Annotated in this window: 16 protein-coding genes and 1 pseudogene; 6 read left to right on the top strand and 11 right to left on the bottom strand. The window is 71.7% G+C overall.

Translation table 11 applies throughout. The features are described from left to right. Positions 1-370 precede the first annotated feature (370 nt). The gene (locus tag VT52_RS03395; RefSeq protein WP_046421083.1) at positions 371-1045 is read left to right on the top strand and encodes a phosphatase PAP2 family protein; all 675 of its coding nucleotides are present in this window, start codon (positions 371-373) and stop codon (positions 1043-1045) included. On the opposite strand, the gene VT52_RS03390 is transcribed toward VT52_RS03395, so the two are convergent. The 8 genes from VT52_RS03390 to VT52_RS03355 form a co-directional block, all read right to left on the bottom strand. Next, positions 984-2804, bottom strand: coding sequence for a chitinase (locus VT52_RS03390; protein WP_046421082.1), 1821 nt, complete (start codon positions 2802-2804; stop codon positions 984-986). The two genes, VT52_RS03395 and VT52_RS03390, sit on opposite strands and share 62 nt — an antisense overlap. Positions 2805-2890: 86 nt before the next feature. After that, on the bottom strand, positions 2891-3349 hold the full coding sequence (locus VT52_RS03385; protein ID WP_046421081.1) for a hypothetical protein: 459 nt from the start codon (positions 3347-3349) through the stop codon (positions 2891-2893). Between the two features lie 124 nt (positions 3350-3473). Beyond that, on the bottom strand, positions 3474-4904 hold the full coding sequence (locus tag VT52_RS03380) for an NAD(P)/FAD-dependent oxidoreductase (protein WP_046421080.1): 1431 nt from the start codon (positions 4902-4904) through the stop codon (positions 3474-3476). Positions 4905-4958: 54 nt separating this feature from the next. Continuing rightward, positions 4959-5759, bottom strand: a complete 801-nt coding sequence (locus tag VT52_RS03375) for an ABC transporter permease (protein ID WP_046421079.1) — start codon at positions 5757-5759, stop codon at positions 4959-4961. Further along, positions 5760-6689, bottom strand: coding sequence for an ABC transporter permease (locus VT52_RS03370; RefSeq protein WP_046421078.1), 930 nt, complete (start codon positions 6687-6689; stop codon positions 5760-5762). It lies immediately after the preceding gene. Further along, a complete protein-coding gene (locus VT52_RS03365; protein ID WP_046421077.1) occupies positions 6689-7834 on the bottom strand; it encodes an ABC transporter ATP-binding protein in 1146 nt (381 codons plus the stop codon). Before VT52_RS03365 ends, VT52_RS03370 begins: the two co-directional genes overlap by 1 nt. Before the next feature lie 8 nt (positions 7835-7842). Beyond that, positions 7843-9090, bottom strand: coding sequence for an ABC transporter substrate-binding protein (locus VT52_RS03360; protein ID WP_046421075.1), 1248 nt, complete (start codon positions 9088-9090; stop codon positions 7843-7845). A gap of 105 nt (positions 9091-9195) precedes the next feature. Further along, positions 9196-10731, bottom strand: coding sequence for a gamma-aminobutyraldehyde dehydrogenase (locus VT52_RS03355; RefSeq protein WP_046421074.1), 1536 nt, complete (start codon positions 10729-10731; stop codon positions 9196-9198). Positions 10732-10940: 209 nt separating this feature from the next. Here VT52_RS03355 and VT52_RS03350 point away from each other — a divergent pair, with 209 nt between their 5' ends. Beyond that, positions 10941-11531 (top strand): NADAR family protein, encoded by a 591-nt coding sequence (locus tag VT52_RS03350; protein WP_079174805.1) that lies wholly within the window; start codon positions 10941-10943, stop codon positions 11529-11531. A 71-nt stretch (positions 11532-11602) separates the two neighbouring features. Here the strand turns inward: VT52_RS03350 and VT52_RS03345 are convergent, their stop codons facing one another. Then, positions 11603-12343: a DUF4190 domain-containing protein gene (locus VT52_RS03345; RefSeq protein ID WP_046421072.1), complete on the bottom strand. Its 741-nt coding sequence runs from the start codon at positions 12341-12343 to the stop codon at positions 11603-11605. A gap of 268 nt (positions 12344-12611) precedes the next feature. On the opposite strand from VT52_RS03345, the gene VT52_RS03340 reads away from it, so the two are divergent. Beyond that, entirely contained in the window at positions 12612-13679 is a 1068-nt protein-coding gene (locus VT52_RS03340; RefSeq protein ID WP_046421071.1) for an adenosine deaminase, read from the top strand. A gap of 20 nt (positions 13680-13699) precedes the next feature. Beyond that, positions 13700-14383: a glycerophosphodiester phosphodiesterase gene (locus VT52_RS03335; RefSeq protein WP_046421132.1), complete on the top strand. Its 684-nt coding sequence runs from the start codon at positions 13700-13702 to the stop codon at positions 14381-14383. Between the two features lie 50 nt (positions 14384-14433). Here the strand turns inward: VT52_RS03335 and VT52_RS03330 are convergent. Then, positions 14434-14838, bottom strand: a pseudogene (locus tag VT52_RS03330) (PP2C family protein-serine/threonine phosphatase); the annotation flags it as partial. A gap of 489 nt (positions 14839-15327) precedes the next feature. On the opposite strand from VT52_RS03330, the gene VT52_RS03325 reads away from it, so the two are divergent. Continuing rightward, the gene (locus tag VT52_RS03325; RefSeq protein ID WP_046421130.1) at positions 15328-15750 is read left to right on the top strand and encodes an ATP-binding protein; all 423 of its coding nucleotides are present in this window, start codon (positions 15328-15330) and stop codon (positions 15748-15750) included. On the opposite strand, the gene VT52_RS03320 is transcribed toward VT52_RS03325, so the two are convergent. After that, on the bottom strand, positions 15707-16258 hold the full coding sequence (locus VT52_RS03320) for a hypothetical protein (RefSeq protein ID WP_046421068.1): 552 nt from the start codon (positions 16256-16258) through the stop codon (positions 15707-15709). The two genes, VT52_RS03325 and VT52_RS03320, sit on opposite strands and share 44 nt — an antisense overlap. A gap of 717 nt (positions 16259-16975) precedes the next feature. Here VT52_RS03320 and VT52_RS38575 point away from each other — a divergent pair. Then, positions 16976-17167, top strand: a complete 192-nt coding sequence (locus tag VT52_RS38575) for a hypothetical protein (RefSeq protein WP_053055501.1) — start codon at positions 16976-16978, stop codon at positions 17165-17167. Positions 17168-17187: the final 20 nt, after the last annotated feature.

Genomic DNA, 17187 nt, shown 5'->3' with positions numbered 1-17187 from the left:
TCGGGACGGGAATGCGCCTGCCCAAGCGTCTCGGCCTGCCGTAGGTTCTACCCAGATGAGAGATGCACCCCGTCCACGGGGGACCGTGGACGATTTCAGGCCGGGGCCTCCCCAGCTTCGACCTGGTTGTGCCTACGCGCACACAACCGGCGCCTGACGCCGGGATCTCCTCACCGATCGGACGGTCGCCGCCCCAAACCCCCCGGGGCGTGCGACGTTCCGGTCCGGACGGCCGCCCCGTGACCACCCCCCCCTGTTCCGGGGCGGCCGGCCTCCTTCTTCGAGTGCCGCGAGGCTTCTGCGAGTGCCGCGAGGCCGGAACCCCGCCCCGGCACGACCGCTCCCGCGCCAGCCTGCCAAGCTGGCCCCCGTGCCGACCCCCGCCCCCCGCACCCGCCGCGCCCTTCTCCTCGGCGTCCCGGCCGTACTGTTCCTGCTGATCACCTGGCAGGTCGTCGGCCACGGTCCGCTGCTGCGCGCGGACGCCCGCCTCAGCCGGGAGCTGGTGCACCCGGACGGGTTCGCGCAGTTCCTCTCCGACCTCGGCGATGTCCAGGTCGCCGTCCCGGTCCTCGTCGTCGCCGCGGGATACGCCCTGTGGCGCGGCCGGAGCGCCGGACGCGCGCGCTGGTGGCTGCCGCCCCTGGCCGCCGCCGTCCTGATGGCGCTGCTCCCGGCGCTCGTGGTGCCGCTGAAGGACTGGACGGCCCGGCCGGGGACCCCCGCGGTGCCCCCGGCCGTCGGCTACTTCCCCTCCGGCCACACGGCCACGGCCGCCGTGGCCTACGGCTCCGCGGCCCTCCTCCTGCTGCCCTGGCTCCGCTCCCGCGCGGCCCGCCGTACCGTCCTCGTGCTCTGCGCGGCCCTGGTCCTGGGCGTCTCCTACGGCCTGGTCCGGCACGGCTACCACTGGCCGCTGGACGTGCTGGCCAGCTGGTGCCTGAGCGCGGTCCTGCTGACCGCGCTCTGCGCGCTGCCGGGATTCAGCCGAAATAGCCGTCGAACGTCTTCTGGAACTCCCAGTTCGAGTAGCGGTCCCAGTTGATCGACCAGGTCATCAGGCCGCGCAGATCCGGCCAGGTGCCATGGGTGGTGTACGAGCCGCAGTCGATCTTCTTCGTCAGGCAGTCCAGGGTCCTGGTGACCTCGGACGGGGCGACGTAGCCGTTGCCCGCTTCGGTGGAGGCGGGCATGCCGATCGCCACCTGGTCGGGGCGCAGCGGCGGGAAGACGTTGTCCGGGTCGCCGGCCACCGGGAAGCCGGTGAGGAGCATGTCGGTCATGGCGATGTGGAAGTCCGCGCCGCCCATGGAGTGGTACTGGTTGTCCAGGCCCATGATCGGGCCGGAGTTGTAGTCCTGGACGTGCAGCAGGGTGAGGTCGTCGCGCAGGGCGTAGATCACCGGGAGGTAGGCGCCGCAGCGCGGGTCCTGGCCGCCCCACTTGCCGGTGCCGTAGTACTGGTAGCCGTTCTGGACGAAGAAGGTCTCCGGGGCCATCGTCAGCACGAACTTCTCGCCGTACTCGGCCTTCAGGGTCTTCAGCGCCGAGACGAGGTTGACGATCACGGGCGTGGTGGGGTGCTTGAAGTCGGTGTCGGCGGTGTCCAGGGACAGCGAGTGGCCCTCGAAGTCGATGTCGAGGCCGTCGAGGCCATAGGTGTCGATGATCTTCGAGACGGAGGAGACGAAGGCGTCCCGGGCCGCCGCGGTGGTCAGCTGGACCTGGCCGTTCTGGCCGCCGATGGAGATCAGCACCTTCTTGCCGGCCGCCTGCTTGGCCTTGATCGCGGCCTTGAAGTCGGCGTCGCTCTCGGCGTTCGGGCAGTCGGTGACCGGGCAGCGGGTGAACTCCACGTCCCCGGAGGTGGGCGAGGTGGGCTCGGCGAAGGCCAGGTCGATGACGTCCCAGCTGTCGGGGACGTCCGCGAGCCTGGTGTATCCGGAACCGTTGGCGAAGCCGGCGTGCAGGTACCCGACGAGGGCGTGGGCCGGGAGACCGGCGGAGCCGCCGCCACCCGAGCCGCCGCCCGCGCCGGAGTCCGTCGTCACCGCCACCGCCGCCGACTTCGCGGACTCCCCCGCGTCGTTGACCGCCGTGACCTGGAAGCTGTACGCGGTCGAGGCCGTGAGCCCCGTGACGGTGGCCGAGGTCCCGCTCGCCGTCTGCATTTTGACTCCGTCGCGGTAGACCGCGTACCCCGTGGCGCCGCTCACCGCCGACCAGGACAGCGTGACGGACGTGGCGGTGACCGAGGAGGCGGTCAACCCGGCCGGTACGGCGGGTGGTTGGGTGGTGCCGCTGCCGCCGGGGCCGGTGAGGGAGAGGTCGTCGGCGTCGTAGGCACCCGTGCCGTACCAACCGTGGGTGTACACCGTGACCTCGGTGGTCGAGGGCCCGGTGGTGAAGGTGGTGCTCAGCTTCTGCCAGTCCGGTGCCGACTGGGTCCAGGTGGAGACGTCGGTGGTGCCGGTGCCGCTCGCACCCAGGTAGACGTACGACCCCCGGACGTAACCGGCCAGCGTGTACTGGGAGTCGGGCTGGACGCTCACCGACTGGGCGCACTGGGCGTCGTCGCTGCCGGCCGGGGTGGCCTGGAGCGCCGAACTGCCGCTGCGCACGGGCGAGTCGACCGTCGTACCGGAGGAGGCGGAGCACGTCCAGCCGGACAGGCCGGACTCGAAGCCGCCGTTCTGGAGCACGTCCGCGTCGGCCGCGTGGGCGGCCGACGAGAGCGCGGTGAGGCCGGGCACGGCGAGGGCCGTGGCCGCGAGGAGGGCGAGCAGGGGTCTGGAGCGGTCCACGAAGACCTCCGGGGCAAGGGGGAGTTGGAGGGTGGAACGGCACTCAATTTGGTCCAGACCAATCCTGGTGTCAAGACATACGAGCGCTACCCGCCCTCCCCCGCCCCGAGCACCAGCCGTGCCGCCGCCTCGTGCATCGCCAGTTCCAGCGGCGCGGCGTCGGTCAGCGCGCCCGATCCGTCCGGCGGCACCACCCAGCGCACCCCCCGGCTCGGCCGGCCCGGATGCGGTACGACGATCCAGGTGCCGGCGCCGGCGGTACGGACCCCGGTACCGAGCCAGCGGTCCGCGGTTCCGGGCGGCACGAAGAACCCGATCCGGTTGTCACCGGAGTCGGCGAGCACCGGGCCGGGCCGGCCGGACATCCGGGTCAGCACCGCCAGCGTCGGGTGCCCCAGCCGGGCCGGCAGGATCAGCACGTCCCAGGCCCGGCCCGCGGGCAGCAGCGCGACCCCGTGCGGATTGCGCTCCCACTCCCGGCGGCACCCCCGCGGATCCGGTGCCACGGACGCCAGCCACTCCACCGCCGTCTTCGTCCCGCCCATCGAAAGGCCTCCCGCTCTCCTCGGCGGGCGGCGCGGACGCGCCGCCTCGGCAGGAGAGAGGGAGGCCGTGGATGAGCATTACGCGGGTTCCGGGACCCCTGGCGAGTGACCTGGGTCACGCGAACTAACTGTCGAAGCCCAGGCCCAGCCTGTCCATCGTGCGCAGCCACAGGTTCCGGCGGCCGCCGTGGGCGTCCGCGCGGGCCAGCGACCACTTGGTGAGGGCGATACCGGTCCAGGCGAACGGCTCCGGCGGGAACGGCAGCGGCCGCTTGCGGACCATCTCCAGCTCGGTGCGCTCGGTGCGCTCCCCGTCCAGCAGGTCGAGCATGACGTCCGCGCCGAAGCGGGTCGCGCCGACGCCGAGGCCGGTGAAGCCCGCGGCGTAGGCCACCTTGTCCTGGTGGGCGGTGCCGAAGAAGGCCGAGAAGCGGGAGCAGGTGTCGATCGCGCCGCCCCAGGCGTGGGTGAACCGGGTGCCCTCCAGCTGCGGGAAGCAGGTGAAGAAGTGTCCCGCGAGCTTGGCGTAGGTCTCGGGGCGGTCGTCGTACTCCGCCCGGACCCGGCCGCCGTAGTGGTGGATGGCGTCGTAGCCGCCCCACAGGATCCGGTTGTCGGCGGACAGCCGGAAGTAGTGGAACTGGTTGGCGCTGTCGCCGAGTCCCTGGCGGCCCCGCCAGCCGATCTCCGCGAGCTGCTCGTCGCCGAGCGGCTCCGTCATCAGCGCGTAGTCGTACACCGGGACGGTGTACGAGCGCACGCGCCGCAGCAGGCTCGGGAAGATGTTGGTGCCGAGCGCGACCTTGCGGGCGCGCACGGCGCCGTACGGGGTGCGGACGGCCATCCCGGCGCCGTACGGCTTGAGGGTGAGCGCGGGCGTGTGCTCGTACACCCGCACCCCGAGCCGGACGCACGCCTGCTTCAGTCCCCAGGCGAGCTTCGCCGGGTGCAGCATGGCGACGCCCCGCCGGTCCCACAGACCCGCCTTGAAGGTCGGGGAGTTCACCTGGGCGCGCACGGCGGCCTCGTCCAGGAAGTCGATGCCGTCCGCGAGGCCCCGCTCCTGCAGCTCCCCGTGCCAGTCGCGCAGCTCCGATGCCTGGTAGGTCTCGGTGGCCACGTCGATCTCGCCGGTGCGCTCGAACTCGCAGTCGATGCCGTGCCGGGCGACGGCCGCCTCGATCTCGTCGAGGTTGCGCCGGCCCAGCTCCTCCAGCTTGTGGATCTCCTCGGGCCAGCGGGTCAGCCCGTTGGGCAGGCCGTGGGTGAGGGAGGCGGCGCAGAAGCCGCCGTTGCGGCCGGAGGCGGCCCAGCCCACCTCGCGGCCCTCCAGCAGGACCACGTCCCGCTGCGGGTCGCGCTCCTTGGCGATGAGCGCGGTCCACAGTCCGCTGTAGCCGCCGCCGACGACCAGCAGGTCACAGGTCTCGGGGCCGGTGAGGGCGGGCTCGGGCCCCGGCTTGCCGGGGTCTTCCAGCCAGTACGGGACCGGCTGGGCTTCGGAAAGAGATGCGATCCACTTGTCTTGGCCACGACTCATGGCGCTTGGGGCCATGATTTCAACTCCCTACAGAGCTTTTCCGCGCTTTTCCATTGCGCGCTTTTCGGTTTACGCCTTTTGACTGTTACGGCGATTGTTGATCAGCATCGACACCAGGACCAGCACCACGGCGAGCAGGAACATGGCCGTGCCGATCACATTGATCTGAACGGGCGTGCCGCGCTGCGCCGAACCCCACACGAACATGGGGAAGGTGACGGTCGATCCGGCGTTGAAGTTGGTGATGATGAAATCGTCGAAGGAGAGCGCGAAGGACAGCAGCGCGCCCGCGGCGATTCCTGGTGCCGCGATCGGCAGGGTGACCCGCAGGAAGGTCTGCACCGGGCCCGCGTACAGGTCCCGGGCGGCCTCCTCCAGCCGCGGGTCCATCGACATCACACGCGCCTTGACCGCGGTGACGACGAAGCTCAGGCAGAACATGATGTGGGCGATCAGGATCGTCCAGAAGCCCAGCTGGGCGCCCATGTTGAGGAACAGGGTGAGCAGCGAGGCGGCCATGACGACCTCGGGCATCGCCATCGGCAGGAAGATCAGTGAATTGATGGCGCCGCGCGCGCGGAAGCGGTAGCGGACCAGCGCGAAGGAGATCATCGTGCCGAGGACGGTGGCGCCCAGCGTCGCCCACACGGCGATCTGGAGGCTGATGGACAGCGAGTCGCACATGCCGGCGACGCCGCACGGCTGTTTCCAGGCGTCCAGGGAGAACTGCTGCCACTGGTAGTTGAAGCGCCCCTTCGGTTTGTTGAAGGAGAACAGCGTGACGATGACGTTCGGCAGCAGCAGATACGCGAGGGTGAAGAGTCCCGCGATGACGACGAGATGGCGCTTGAGCCAGTTGACGACGGGCATTTAGACCAGGTCCTCCGTCCCGGACCGGCGGATGTAGATCGTCACCATGGCCAGGATCGCGGCCATGAGGATGAAGGAGAGGGCCGCCGCCGTCGGGTAGTCCAGGATGCGCAGGAACTGCGTCTGGATCACGTTGCCGATCATGCGGGTGTCGGTGGAGCCGAGGAGCTCGGAGTTGACGTAGTCACCGGCAGCCGGGATGAAGGTCAGCAGTGTGCCGGAGACCACGCCCGGCATCGACAGCGGGAAGGTCACCTTGCGGAAGGTGGTCGACGGCTTGGCGTACAGGTCGCCGGCCGCCTCGTGCAGCCGCCCGTCGATCCGCTCCAGCGAGGTGTACAGCGGCAGGATCATGAACGGCAGGAAGTTGTACGTCAGTCCGCACACCACCGCGAGCGGGGTGGCCAGCACCCGGTCGCCGGCCGTCCAGCCGAGGAAGTCGGTGAGGTCCAGGACGTGCAGCGAGTTCAGCGCGTGCACCACGGGGCCGTTGTCGGCGAGGATCGTCTTCCAGGCCAGGGTGCGGATCAGGAAGCTGGTGAAGAACGGCGCGATCACCAGGATCATGATCAGGTTGCGCCAGCGGCCCGCGCGGAAGGCGATCAGGTACGCCAGCGGATAGCCGAGCAGCAGGCACAGCACGGTGGCACCGGCGGCGTAGAAGATCGACCGCAGGAACTGGGGCCAGTACTCGGAGAAGGCGTTCCAGTAGGTCGCGAAGTGCCAGGTGACCTTGTAGCCCTCCTCCAGGGAGCCCGTCTGCACGGACGTGGAGGCCTGGTAGACCAGCGGCAGCGCGAAGAACACGACCAGCCACAGGATGCCGGGCAGCAGCAGCCAGTACGGGGTGAAGCGGCCGCGCTTGCGCGGGGGCTCGGCCGCGGATTCGGCGGGGGCGAGCGGCGGGGGCGCCTCGGTGAGCGTCGACATCAGGCGGCGACCTCTTCCCCGGTGCCCGCGTCGATGGCCTGGGCCGCGTCGAGGCCGAAGGTGTGCGCGGGGCTCCAGTGCAGGACGACGTCCGCGCCGGGGACCAGGCGGGCGTCCCGTTCGACGTTCTGGACGTAGACCGAGAGTTCGGCGCAGGCCGGGCTGTCGATGACGTACTGCGTGGAGACGCCGATGAAGCTGGCGTCGGCGATCTTGCCGGTGAGGCGGTTGCGGCCCTCGGGGATGCCGCCCGCGTCGTCGGCGTGGGCGAGCGCGATCTTCTCGGGGCGGATGCCGACCAGCACCTTGCCGCCGGCCGGGGCGGGGGCGCCGCAGCGCGCGGCGGGCAGCACCAGCTTGTCGCCGGCGGCCTTGAGCACGATGTCGTCGCCGCTCTTCGTGTCGACCTCGGCCTCGATCAGGTTGGAGGTGCCGAGGAAGTTGGCGACGAAGGTGGTCCTCGGGTTCTCGTACAGGTCGGTGGGGGCGCCGAGCTGCTCGACGCGGCCGCCGTTCATCACCGCGACCGTGTCGGCCATGGTCATGGCCTCCTCCTGGTCGTGCGTGACGTGGATGAAGGTGATGCCGACCTCGGTCTGGATGCGCTTGAGCTCCAGCTGCATCTGACGGCGCAGCTTGAGGTCGAGGGCGCCGAGCGGTTCGTCGAGCAGCAGCACCTTGGGGTGGTTGATCAGCGCGCGGGCGACGGCGACGCGCTGCTGCTGGCCGCCGGAGAGCTGGTGCGGCTTCTTGCGCGCCTGCTCGCCGAGCTGGACCAGGTCCAGCATGTCCTCGACCTGCTTCTTGACGCTCTTGAGGCCGCGGCGGCGCAGTCCGAAGGCGACGTTCTCGAAGATGTCGAGGTGCGGGAAGAGGGCGTAGGACTGGAAGACCGTGTTCACGGGCCTCTTGTACGGCGGCAGGTGGGTGACGTCCTGGTCGCCGAGGTGCACGGTGCCGCTGGTCGGCTCCTCCAGGCCCGCGATCATGCGCAGGGTGGTGGTCTTGCCGCAGCCGGAGGCGCCGAGCAGGGCGAAGAAGGAGCCCTGGGGCACGGTGAGGTCGAGCGGGTGCACGGCGGTGAAGGCGCCGTAGGTCTTGCCGATACCGGAGAGGCGGACGTCGCCGCTGTTGTCTGTCGTCATCGTGGTCGTCACGCCCCTGTGAGCTTGGAGAACTTCTGCTGGTAGGCGGTCTCTTCCTTCTGCGTCAGGGCGCGGAAGGGGTGGGACTTCGCCTGCATGGCCTTGTCGGGCACGATCAGCGGGTTGGTCGCGGCCGACTTGTCGATCTTGGCGAGGTAGGGAACGACCCCCGCGACGGGGCTCACGTAGTTGACGTAGGCGGCGAGTTCGGCGGCGGGCTCGGGCTGGTAGTAGTAGTCGATGAGCCGCTCGGCGTTCGTCTTGTGGCGCGCCTTGTTGGGGACCAGCAGGTTGTCGGTCGACGTCATGTAGCCGCTGTCCGGAATGAGGTAGCCGACGTCCGGGTTGTCGGCCTGGAGCTGGACGATGTCGCCGCCCCAGGCGACGCAGGCGGCGATGTCGCCCTTGGCCAGGTCGGAGGTGTAGTCGTTGCCGGTGAAGCGGCGGATCTGGCCCTTGTCGACGGCCTTCTGGAGGCGGGCGATGGCCGCGCCGTAGTCGTCGTCGGTGACCTTCGCCGGGTCCTTGCCGAGGTCCAGCAGGGTCATGCCGATGGTGTCCCGCATCTCGGTCAGGAAGCTGACGCGGCCCTTGAGCTTCGGGTTGTCCAGGAGGTCGGAGACCGACTTCACCTCGACGCCGTCCAGGGCCTTCTTGTTGAAGGCGATGACGGTGGAGATGCCCTGCCAGGGGTAGGAGTAGGCGCGGCCCGGGTCCCAGTCGGGGTCGCGGAACTGGTCCGAGAGGTTGGCGAAGGCGTGCGGCAGGTTGGCCGCGTCCAGCTTCTGGACGTAGCCGAGCCGGATCATCCGGGCGGCCAGCCAGTCGGTGAGGACGATCAGGTCGCGGCCGGTGTCCTGGCCCGCGGCGAGTTCCGGCTGGATCTTGCCGAAGAACTCGTCGTTGTCGTTGATGTCCTCGGTGTACTTGACCCGGACGCCGGTCCGCTCGGCGAACGCGTCGAGCGTGGGGTGGTGCTTGCCCGAGTCGTCGACGTCGATGTACTCGGGCCAGTTGGAGAAGTTGACGACCTTCTCGGTGGCCGAGTGGTCGTCGGCGGACACGCCGCCCTGGTTCTTGGTCGCGGCGGGGATGCCGCAGGCGCTCAGCGTCCCGAGTCCGCCGATCGCGAGCGCGCCCCCGGCGGAGGCGCGCAGCAGCGAACGGCGGGTCAGCGCGGCCCTGCCGCTGCGGAAACTCCGGCGTACGGCGGCCGTTTCGACCGGTGTCAGGCGGTCGGGCTCGTAACTCTCCATGCGCGTGGTGGCCTTTCGGGAGGGGAGGGGGTGCCCGGTGGAGGGGACGGGCGGCGTTCCTGGCGGAGCGGACCGCGGGCGGGGGTCCCGCGGCCGGGGGTCGCTCTACCGGTCCCCGAAGATCGTGCGGTGCCAGTCCTTGCGGACCACCGCGGTGTTGTCGAACATTACGTGCTTGACCTGCGTGTACTCCTCGAAGGAGTACGCCGACATGTCCTTGCCGAAGCCCGAGGCCTTGTAGCCCCCGTGCGGCATCTCGCTGATGATCGGGATGTGATCGTTGATCCAGACGCAGCCCGCCTTGATGTCGCGGGTGGCGCGGTTGGCCCGGTAGACGCTGCCGCTCCAGGCGGAGGCGGCGAGGCCGTACGGGGTGTCGTTGGCGAGCCTGATGCCCTCGTCGTCGGTGTCGAAGGGCAGGACGACCAGTACGGGTCCGAAGATCTCGGACTGGACGATCTCGCTGTCCTGGGCGGCGTCGGCGATGAGGGTGGGCCGGTAGTAGGCGCCCTTGGCCAGGTCGCCGCCGGGGGCCTCGCCGCCGGTGACCACGCGGGCGTAGGAGCGGGCGCGCTCCACGAAGCCGGCGACGCGGTCGCGCTGGGCGTGCGAGATGAGCGGCCCGAGGTCGGTGCCGGGGGCGAACGGGTCACCGAGCCGCACGGTCTCCATCAGGGCGGCGGTGCGCTCCACGAACGCCTCGTACAGCGGCCGCTGGACATAGGCGCGGGTGGCGGCGGTGCAGTCCTGGCCGGTGTTGATGAGCGCGCCGGCCACGGCGCCGTTGACGGCGGCGTCCAGGTCGGCGTCGTCGAACACGACGAACGGGGCCTTGCCGCCCAGCTCCAGGTGGAGCCGCTTGACGGTGGAGGTGGCGACCTCGGCGACGCGCTTGCCGACGCCGGTGGAGCCGGTGAAGGAGGTCATGGCGACGTCCGCGTGCCCGACCAGGTGCTCACCGGCCTCCCGGCCGGTGCCGGTGACGATGTTGATCACGCCGTCCGGGAGGCCCGCGGCGGTGGCGGCCTGGGCGAAGAGCAGCGAGGTCAGGGGGGTCAGCTCGGCGGGCTTGAGCACGATGGTGTTGCCGGCGGCGATCGCCGGGAGCACCTTCCAGGCGGCCATCTGGAGCGGGTAGTTCCACGGCGCGATGGACCCGACGACACCGATCGGCTCGCGCCGGACGTAGGAGGTGTGGTCGCCGGAGTACTCACCGGCGGACTGCCCCTGCAGGTGTCGGGCGGCGCCCGCGAAGAAGGCGGTGTTGTCGATGGTCCCGGGGACGTCGAACTCGCGGCTGAGCTTGAGCGGCTTGCCGCACTGGAGCGACTCCGCGGCGGCGAGGTCCTCGGCGCGGTCGGCGAGCACGGCGGCGAAGCGGTGCAGGACGTCCGAGCGCTCGCCCGGGGTGGCCGAGGCCCAGCCCGGGAACGCCGCGCGCGCGGCGGCGACGGCCGCGTCGACGTCCTCGGTGCCGGCCAGGTCGTAGGTGTACACCTCGTCGCCGGTGGCCGGGTCCACCACGGCGTGGCGGCGACCGGAGGTGCCCTTGGTCAGACGGCCGGCGATGAACTGCGCGCCTTCCGCGAAACGGTCCTCTGCGGGAAATCGTTCCTGGCCGGCGGTGCCCGGGTTGTGCATGTCGCTCTCCTCCGCCGATCACCCCCGTCCCGGGGGTGGGTGGCGTAGCTCCAGCTCGATTTGAGTGCCGATCCTGACAGAGCCAGCAGCCTCCAACAAGTGATTCCGTTGTTTCCATTTGGTTACGCGACGGAATCTGTCGACCAGGTGTCGAGTCGGCCGAGGAAATGCCGGACGGAGTGTCAGTGGTGCGTGCCAGACTCGCGTGCATGGGGAGGATCGACGGGCTTCAGGCCCTGGTCAGCGAGGTCCGGGCGGGGTCCCGGATCAAGTACCTGCACTTCTGGGGACACCGCCCCCGGCCGGACGGAAGCATCGGCGCGAGCTGTCTGAGCCAGTGGTGGCCCTCACCCTTCGTGGTCGCCGACAGACGGTACGCGACGGCGGAGCACTGGATGATGGCCGCGAAGGCCCGGCTGTTCGGCGACGCCGAGGCGGAGCGTCATGTCCTCGCGGCGGCACATCCCGCCCAGGCCAAGAAGGCGGGCCGCCTGGTCCGCGGCTTCGACGAGGCGATATGGGAGCGGGAGCGGTTCCGGATCGTGGTCGAGGGCAGCGTCCACAAGTTCGCAGCCGACCCCGCGCTCGGCGCGTTCCTGCTGAAAACGGGCGAGCGGGTGCTGGTCGAGGCGAGCCCGGTGGACCGGGTGTGGGGCATCGGCCTGGCCGCGGACGACGAGGCGGCTTCGGACCCGGAGCGCTGGCAGGGGCTGAATCTGCTGGGCTTCGCGCTGATGGAGGCGCGGGCGGAACTGGCGGGGCAGCAGATACGGCGGGGGCCGGACACGGCGGGGGGCTGAGTGCGGCGGGCTGGGTACGACGATGCCCGCCGGACCGGGTTCCGCGGTCCGGCGGGCATGGATCGAGACGATCAGCGCTGTGCCGCCACCGCCGCCGGGACGGAGTGCAGGGAGCCGTAGTACGGATCGGAGCCGGAGTCGTCGTTGATCGCGGCGGTGATGCCGATCGCGAGGAGCACGATCACCGCGACGCCGACGATGATGCCGATGATGCCCATGATCAGACCGGCCTGGGCCTGGCCGTGGTTGGTCGCCTCGCCGCGCTCGGCGCGGCGCCGCCCCTTGACGCCGAAGACCACCGCGAGGATGCCAAGGATCACGGAGGCGACCCCGTACAGGCAGAACAGGCAGATCGAGAGGATGCCGAGCACCATCGCCGCGGTGCCCATGCCGTTCTGCGGGGTCATCGGCATACCGGTCCAGCCGTAGCTCCCGGCGGCCGGGTAGCCGGGGTAGCCGTAGCCGCCCGCGGGCGGCGCGGGCGCCGGGGGCACGCCGGGGCCGGTGGGCGCGATCGGCGGGGGCGGCACGGGCTCACCCGTGCCGGGGGCGCCGAACGCGGGCGGGGTGGGCGCGCCGAAGCCCGGTGCGCCCTGGGTCGGCGGGGCGGGCGGGGCGAAGTTGGGCTGGGCGTACCCGCCGGTGGGCAGGTCGGTCACGGTGGCCTGCTCGTGCACCGACGGCGGCTGCGCCGGAGGCTGCCCCGCACCCGGCGCGGCGGGCTGGTCCTTGTTCAGCGACAACCCCTGCTCGGGCGGCGCCCACGGATCGTGACCGCCGGCCGCCCCACTCGACTGCGTTCCGTCTGACACGCGTTACTTCCCCCTCGGTCGATCGTCCCGCCATGCTACGGCCTTCCCGCCCCGCCCCGACCGGCCGGTCCCGCCGTCCCGGCGCCGGGGCCCGCCCCGGCCGCACGGCTCGTACGGGCTCCCCCGCCCGCCGCCCGGGTGCGCCCCGCCCGTCACTCCCCCTCGCGGGTCCCCCGCCCCTGCCCGCCTACGATGTCCCCTGACGATCAGCCGATCACCCGCGCCGCGCCCGAGAGGGCCCGTCGGCGCCCTGCTCGCGGAGGACCCCTTGTCCGACAGTTCCGTACCCGCCGCCGGCCCGGACGGCCGCGACCTGCGCGCGTTCATCGCCGGACTGCCCAAGGCCGAACTGCACGTCCACCACGTGGGCTCCGCCTCCCCCCGCATCGTCTCGGAGCTGGCCGCGCGCCACCGCGACTCCAAGGTGCCCAGCGACCCCGAGGCCCTCGCCGAGTACTTCACCTTCACCGACTTCGCGCACTTCATCGAGGTGTACCTGTCGGTGGTGGACCTGATCCGCACCCCGGAGGACGTCCGGCTGCTCACCTACGAGGTGGCCCGTGACCTGGCCCGCCAGCAGGTGCGCTACGCCGAGCTGACCCTCACCCCGTACTCGTCCACCCGGCGGGGCATAGACGAACGCGCCTTCATGGAGGCGATCGAGGACGCCCGCAAGAGCGCGGAGGCCGAGTTCGGCACCGTGCTGCGCTGGTGCTTCGACATCCCCGGGGAGGCCGGCCTGCAGTCGGCGGAGGAGACCGTCCGGCTGGCCACCGACGACCGCATCCGGCCGGAGGGCCTGGTGTCCTTCGGGCTCGGCGGGCCCGAGATCGGCGTGCCCCGCCCGCAGTTCAAGCCGTTCTTCGACCGGGCCATCGCGGCCGGTCTGCGCTCGGTGCCGCACTCCGGTGAGACCACGGGCCCGCAGTCGGTGTGGGACGCGCTCAACGAGCTGGGCGCCGAGCGCATCGGGCACGGCACCAGCTCCGCCCAGGACCCGGCGCTGCTCGCCCACCTCGCCGAGCGGCGCATCCCGCTGGAGGTCTGCCCGACCTCCAACATCGCCACCCGCGCGGTGCGCACCCTGGACGAGCACCCGATCAAGCAGTTCGCGCAGGCCGGGGTGCTGATCACGATCAACTCCGACGACCCGCCGATGTTCGGCACCGACCTCGACAACGAGTACGCGGTGGCCGCCCGCCTGCTCGACCTGGACGAGCGCGGCGTCGCGGACCTCGCCAAGAACGCGGTGGAGGCGTCCTTCCTGGACACGGCGGGCAAGGCGCGGCTCGCGGCGGAGATCGACACGTACACCGCCGGCCGGCTCGCCGGCTGAGGCGCACCACAATGGGGGCCATGCAGACCGTGACCGCCGTGGCCCACCGCGGCGACCCCTACCGCTTCCGTGAGAACACCCTCGACTCGCTGCGCTCCGGTCTGGACCGGGGCGCGGACGCCGTCGAGTTCGACGTCCGGCTCACCCGCGACGGCGTGCCCGTGCTGCTGCACGACGACACGCTCGAACGGCTGTGGCGGGTCGAGCGCCCGCTGAGCGCGCTGTCCGCCGAGGAGGTGCGCGGGCTCACCGACGGCGGGGTGCCGACGCTGGCCGAGGCGCTCGCCGCGACCGGCGACAGCCGGGTGATGGTGGATCTGTGCGGACGGGTGACGCGGCGGGCGACGGAGCGGATCCTGGACGTGGTCCGGCAGAGCGGGGCCGGCGACCGCGTGTACTACAGCGCGGGCGCGGAGACGATGCTCACCGTGCGCGCCGCCGACCCGGCCGCGGAGATCGCGCTGACCTGGACGACCCTGGCCCCGCCCCGCCCCGCCCTGCTGGCCGCGATCGGCCCCCGCTGGCTCAACTACCGCTTCTCCCTGGTCGACCGCGACCTGATCGCCCATGTGCACCGCGCCGGCCGGCTGGTCTCCGTGTGGACCCCGGACACCCGGCGCTCCCTGCGCCGGCTGATGGACCTGGGCGTCGACTCGATCACGACGAACCGCGTCGACGTCCTGCACGACCTGCGCACCCGCTAGGGGTGCTGGCCGGGCAGGTTGGTGACGCGGCGGCCCCGGGCCGGGGGCCCTCAGCGCGTCCGCCCCGGTCCCGGCTCCGGCCGCCGGGCCGCACGGGGGAGCCGGTTCAGCCGTACCGCCATCAGGGCCACGTCGCCGCCGCCGTCGGGGGTCATGCCTTCGAGGAGGTGTACGCACGCCTCCTCCGGGAACCCGGACGCCTCCTCGACCGCCGCGGCGAGCCGTTCGAGGTCCTCGTGCCGGCGTTCGACCAGGCCGTCGGTCGCGAGGACGATCAGGGAACCGGGCTCCGCGGCGAACTTGAGGGCGGGCGGATGGGGAGGTCCGAGGCCGTGGAGGGGGCCGTGCTCGCGCACACGGCGGGTCGTGCCGTCCGGGCTCCTCAGCAGGGGCGGCAGATGGCCGGCGTTCGCGACATGGACGAGGTCCGTGTCGAACTCGACGAGCAGGACGCAGAGCGTGACGGTCGCGCGTCAGCTCGGAGTACAGCGCCATGGCACCGGCGTTCGTCTCCTCCAGTTCGGCGTTCAGCCGCTGGAGTTCCTCCTGCCGGCGCCGGGACTCCTCCATGGCGGCCGGCAACTGGTGGTTCTGCGTGCGCGGTGGCCTCGTACGGCTCCCCCAGCTCGTAGTCGAGTTCCGCGAGGCTGAGCCGGCCCTGGAGGTCCTCGTCGATCGTCCTCGTCCAGCGAGCGAGGAATTCGTCACGCTGTGCGGTCGATCTGTCGACCAGAAGGCGCGTGTTGGTCCCAGCCGTCACGTTGTCCCCGCTCCATCTCCGTCTTATGTACCGCCGGAGGAACGACACGACAGCCGGCGCCCCGCTCCCCGCCCGGTCCGAGCAGGAAGAAGCAGGCGGGAACGGGTCCGTGCGATGCATGGTGCCCTACCCGCCGAACGCGGGCAGACGGAAGGGACATGGCCGACCGCCGGAGGAGGAGAAGATGGAAGACAGGTCATCGCTGAAGGCCGTGGGCTGGGCGCGCACTCTGCCCCTGCACAGCGGGGCGAAGGCGGCCAGGGACTGGACACGGGCTCATCTGGAGACGCTCGGCTGGACCCGGACCGCGCCGGAACTGGTGGATTCGATCGTGCTGATCGTCTCCGAACTCGTGACCAATGCCCACGTCCACGCCCGCAGCACCGCACAGCTGATCCTCACCTGCGACGAGGGTTGCCTCCATGTGACCGTGCACGACGCCGACCCCGGACTCCCCCGCCCGCGGCGCCCCGGCACCGACTCCCCGGGCGGGCGCGGTCTGCTCCTGGTGGACGCCCTCGCCCATGACTGGGAGATCCACCGCTGTCCGCGCGGCAAGGACGTCATCGCGTGCTTCCGGCCGCCCGCCCACCCGTCGGCGGCGTGAGCGCCGCGGGCGCGGCGGTCAGCGCCTCAAGCCGCTTGATCTTCGCGCGTACGACGCACAGCGGGACGACCCCGAGGACGCCGAAGGACATGTCGATCAGGGTCCACCAGAACGGGATGCCCCGGATCGGGCCGCAGACGAGGGCGAGCGGGACGATGCCGGCGCAGGCGATCATGCCGAACTCGACCACCCAGATGTTGCGCACCGGGTCGCGGTAGGGGCCGTAGAAGGCGACCGCGATGACGAGATGGGCGAAGGCGAGCCAGTCCGTGCCGTAGAGGACGAACGGGTACTTCGCGTCGACGGCGTCGAGCCCGTCCCGCACCCGCGCGATCCAGCCCATCAGGGCGGGCAGCCGGTCCGGCATCCCCAGCGCCCGCAACACGTCCTCCGTCCAGCGCAGTTCGTGCACCAGCGGAAACGCCGTGGCGCCGCTCAGCACCAGGCACACCACGAAGAAGACCAGCCAGCCGCGAATGCCCTTCAGGAGGGCGGCTCTGTCGCTCATGGGCAGAGCGTACGCTTGAATTGAACGCGTTCAAAACTCAATTCCGAAGGACGCGCGTCACTCGTCGCACACAATCGCGGCACGGGCCGGAGCGCCGCAGCGGCGCGGCACGGAAACCCGGCGAGCGGGGCGGACGGCGGCCGGGGGCGCCGTTCCCGGGGCGGTCCGCCGCGCCGGCCCGCACGGCCCACGCCGGGCCCCGGCCGGCCGTCAATCACGCGACACTCCCCCACACGCCTGTACATTTCGGACCACCGCTTCGAGAGATGACCGGCGGACGGGGCATGGGATGAGCGCGGACGGACGTGGCGCGGTGGTGACCGGGATCGCGCGGCTGTGCGCGACGCCCGCGCTGTTCGGGACCGAGCACGCAGTGGACGGGAGCGGGCGGGCCGGTGACGGACTGCCGGCCGGCAGCGGGGTCGTCGGCGGGACCGTCGGCGAGGGCCCGTTGCCCGGCCCCGCGTGGGCGAGCTTCGCCGGACCGGTCCCCGTCCCCGCACGGCACGGCCTGACCACCGGTGAGCCGGCGCGCCGCTCCGCCACCGCGGCCGTGGCGCGCCACGCGGGCGCGCCGGTCGTACTGAGCGTGGTCGAGGCGACCGGCCGGCGGCGCGCCATGAACGCCGTGGCACCACCCGGCCCTTCGGGTTCGTCGGCGCCCCCCGCGTCGACGCCCGCCGCGCGCCCGCGCCCGCCGAACTCACCCTGCCCAAGGTGCGCTTCCGTGATCTGCGCGAGGTCCCGGCCTTCGCCCGGCACACCGTTGACGGCACGTACGCCACCGACCCGCTCCGGGGCTCCGGCCGGCTCCGGCGCACCCTCGGCGCGGGCGCGGACCCGCTGCCGCTGTGCGACCCGCCCGCGCCGCCGGCCTGGGCGGGCGGCGACCTGCCGCTGTGCTCCTGAGCCGCCCCGCCGGGAAGGAC

Source organism: Streptomyces malaysiense, assembly GCF_000980885.2.
GTDB classification, from domain to species: domain Bacteria; phylum Actinomycetota; class Actinomycetes; order Streptomycetales; family Streptomycetaceae; genus Streptomyces; species Streptomyces malaysiense.
The sequence above is the reverse complement of the archived record's forward strand: the minus strand, read 5'-3'. Positions and strand labels throughout refer to the sequence as shown.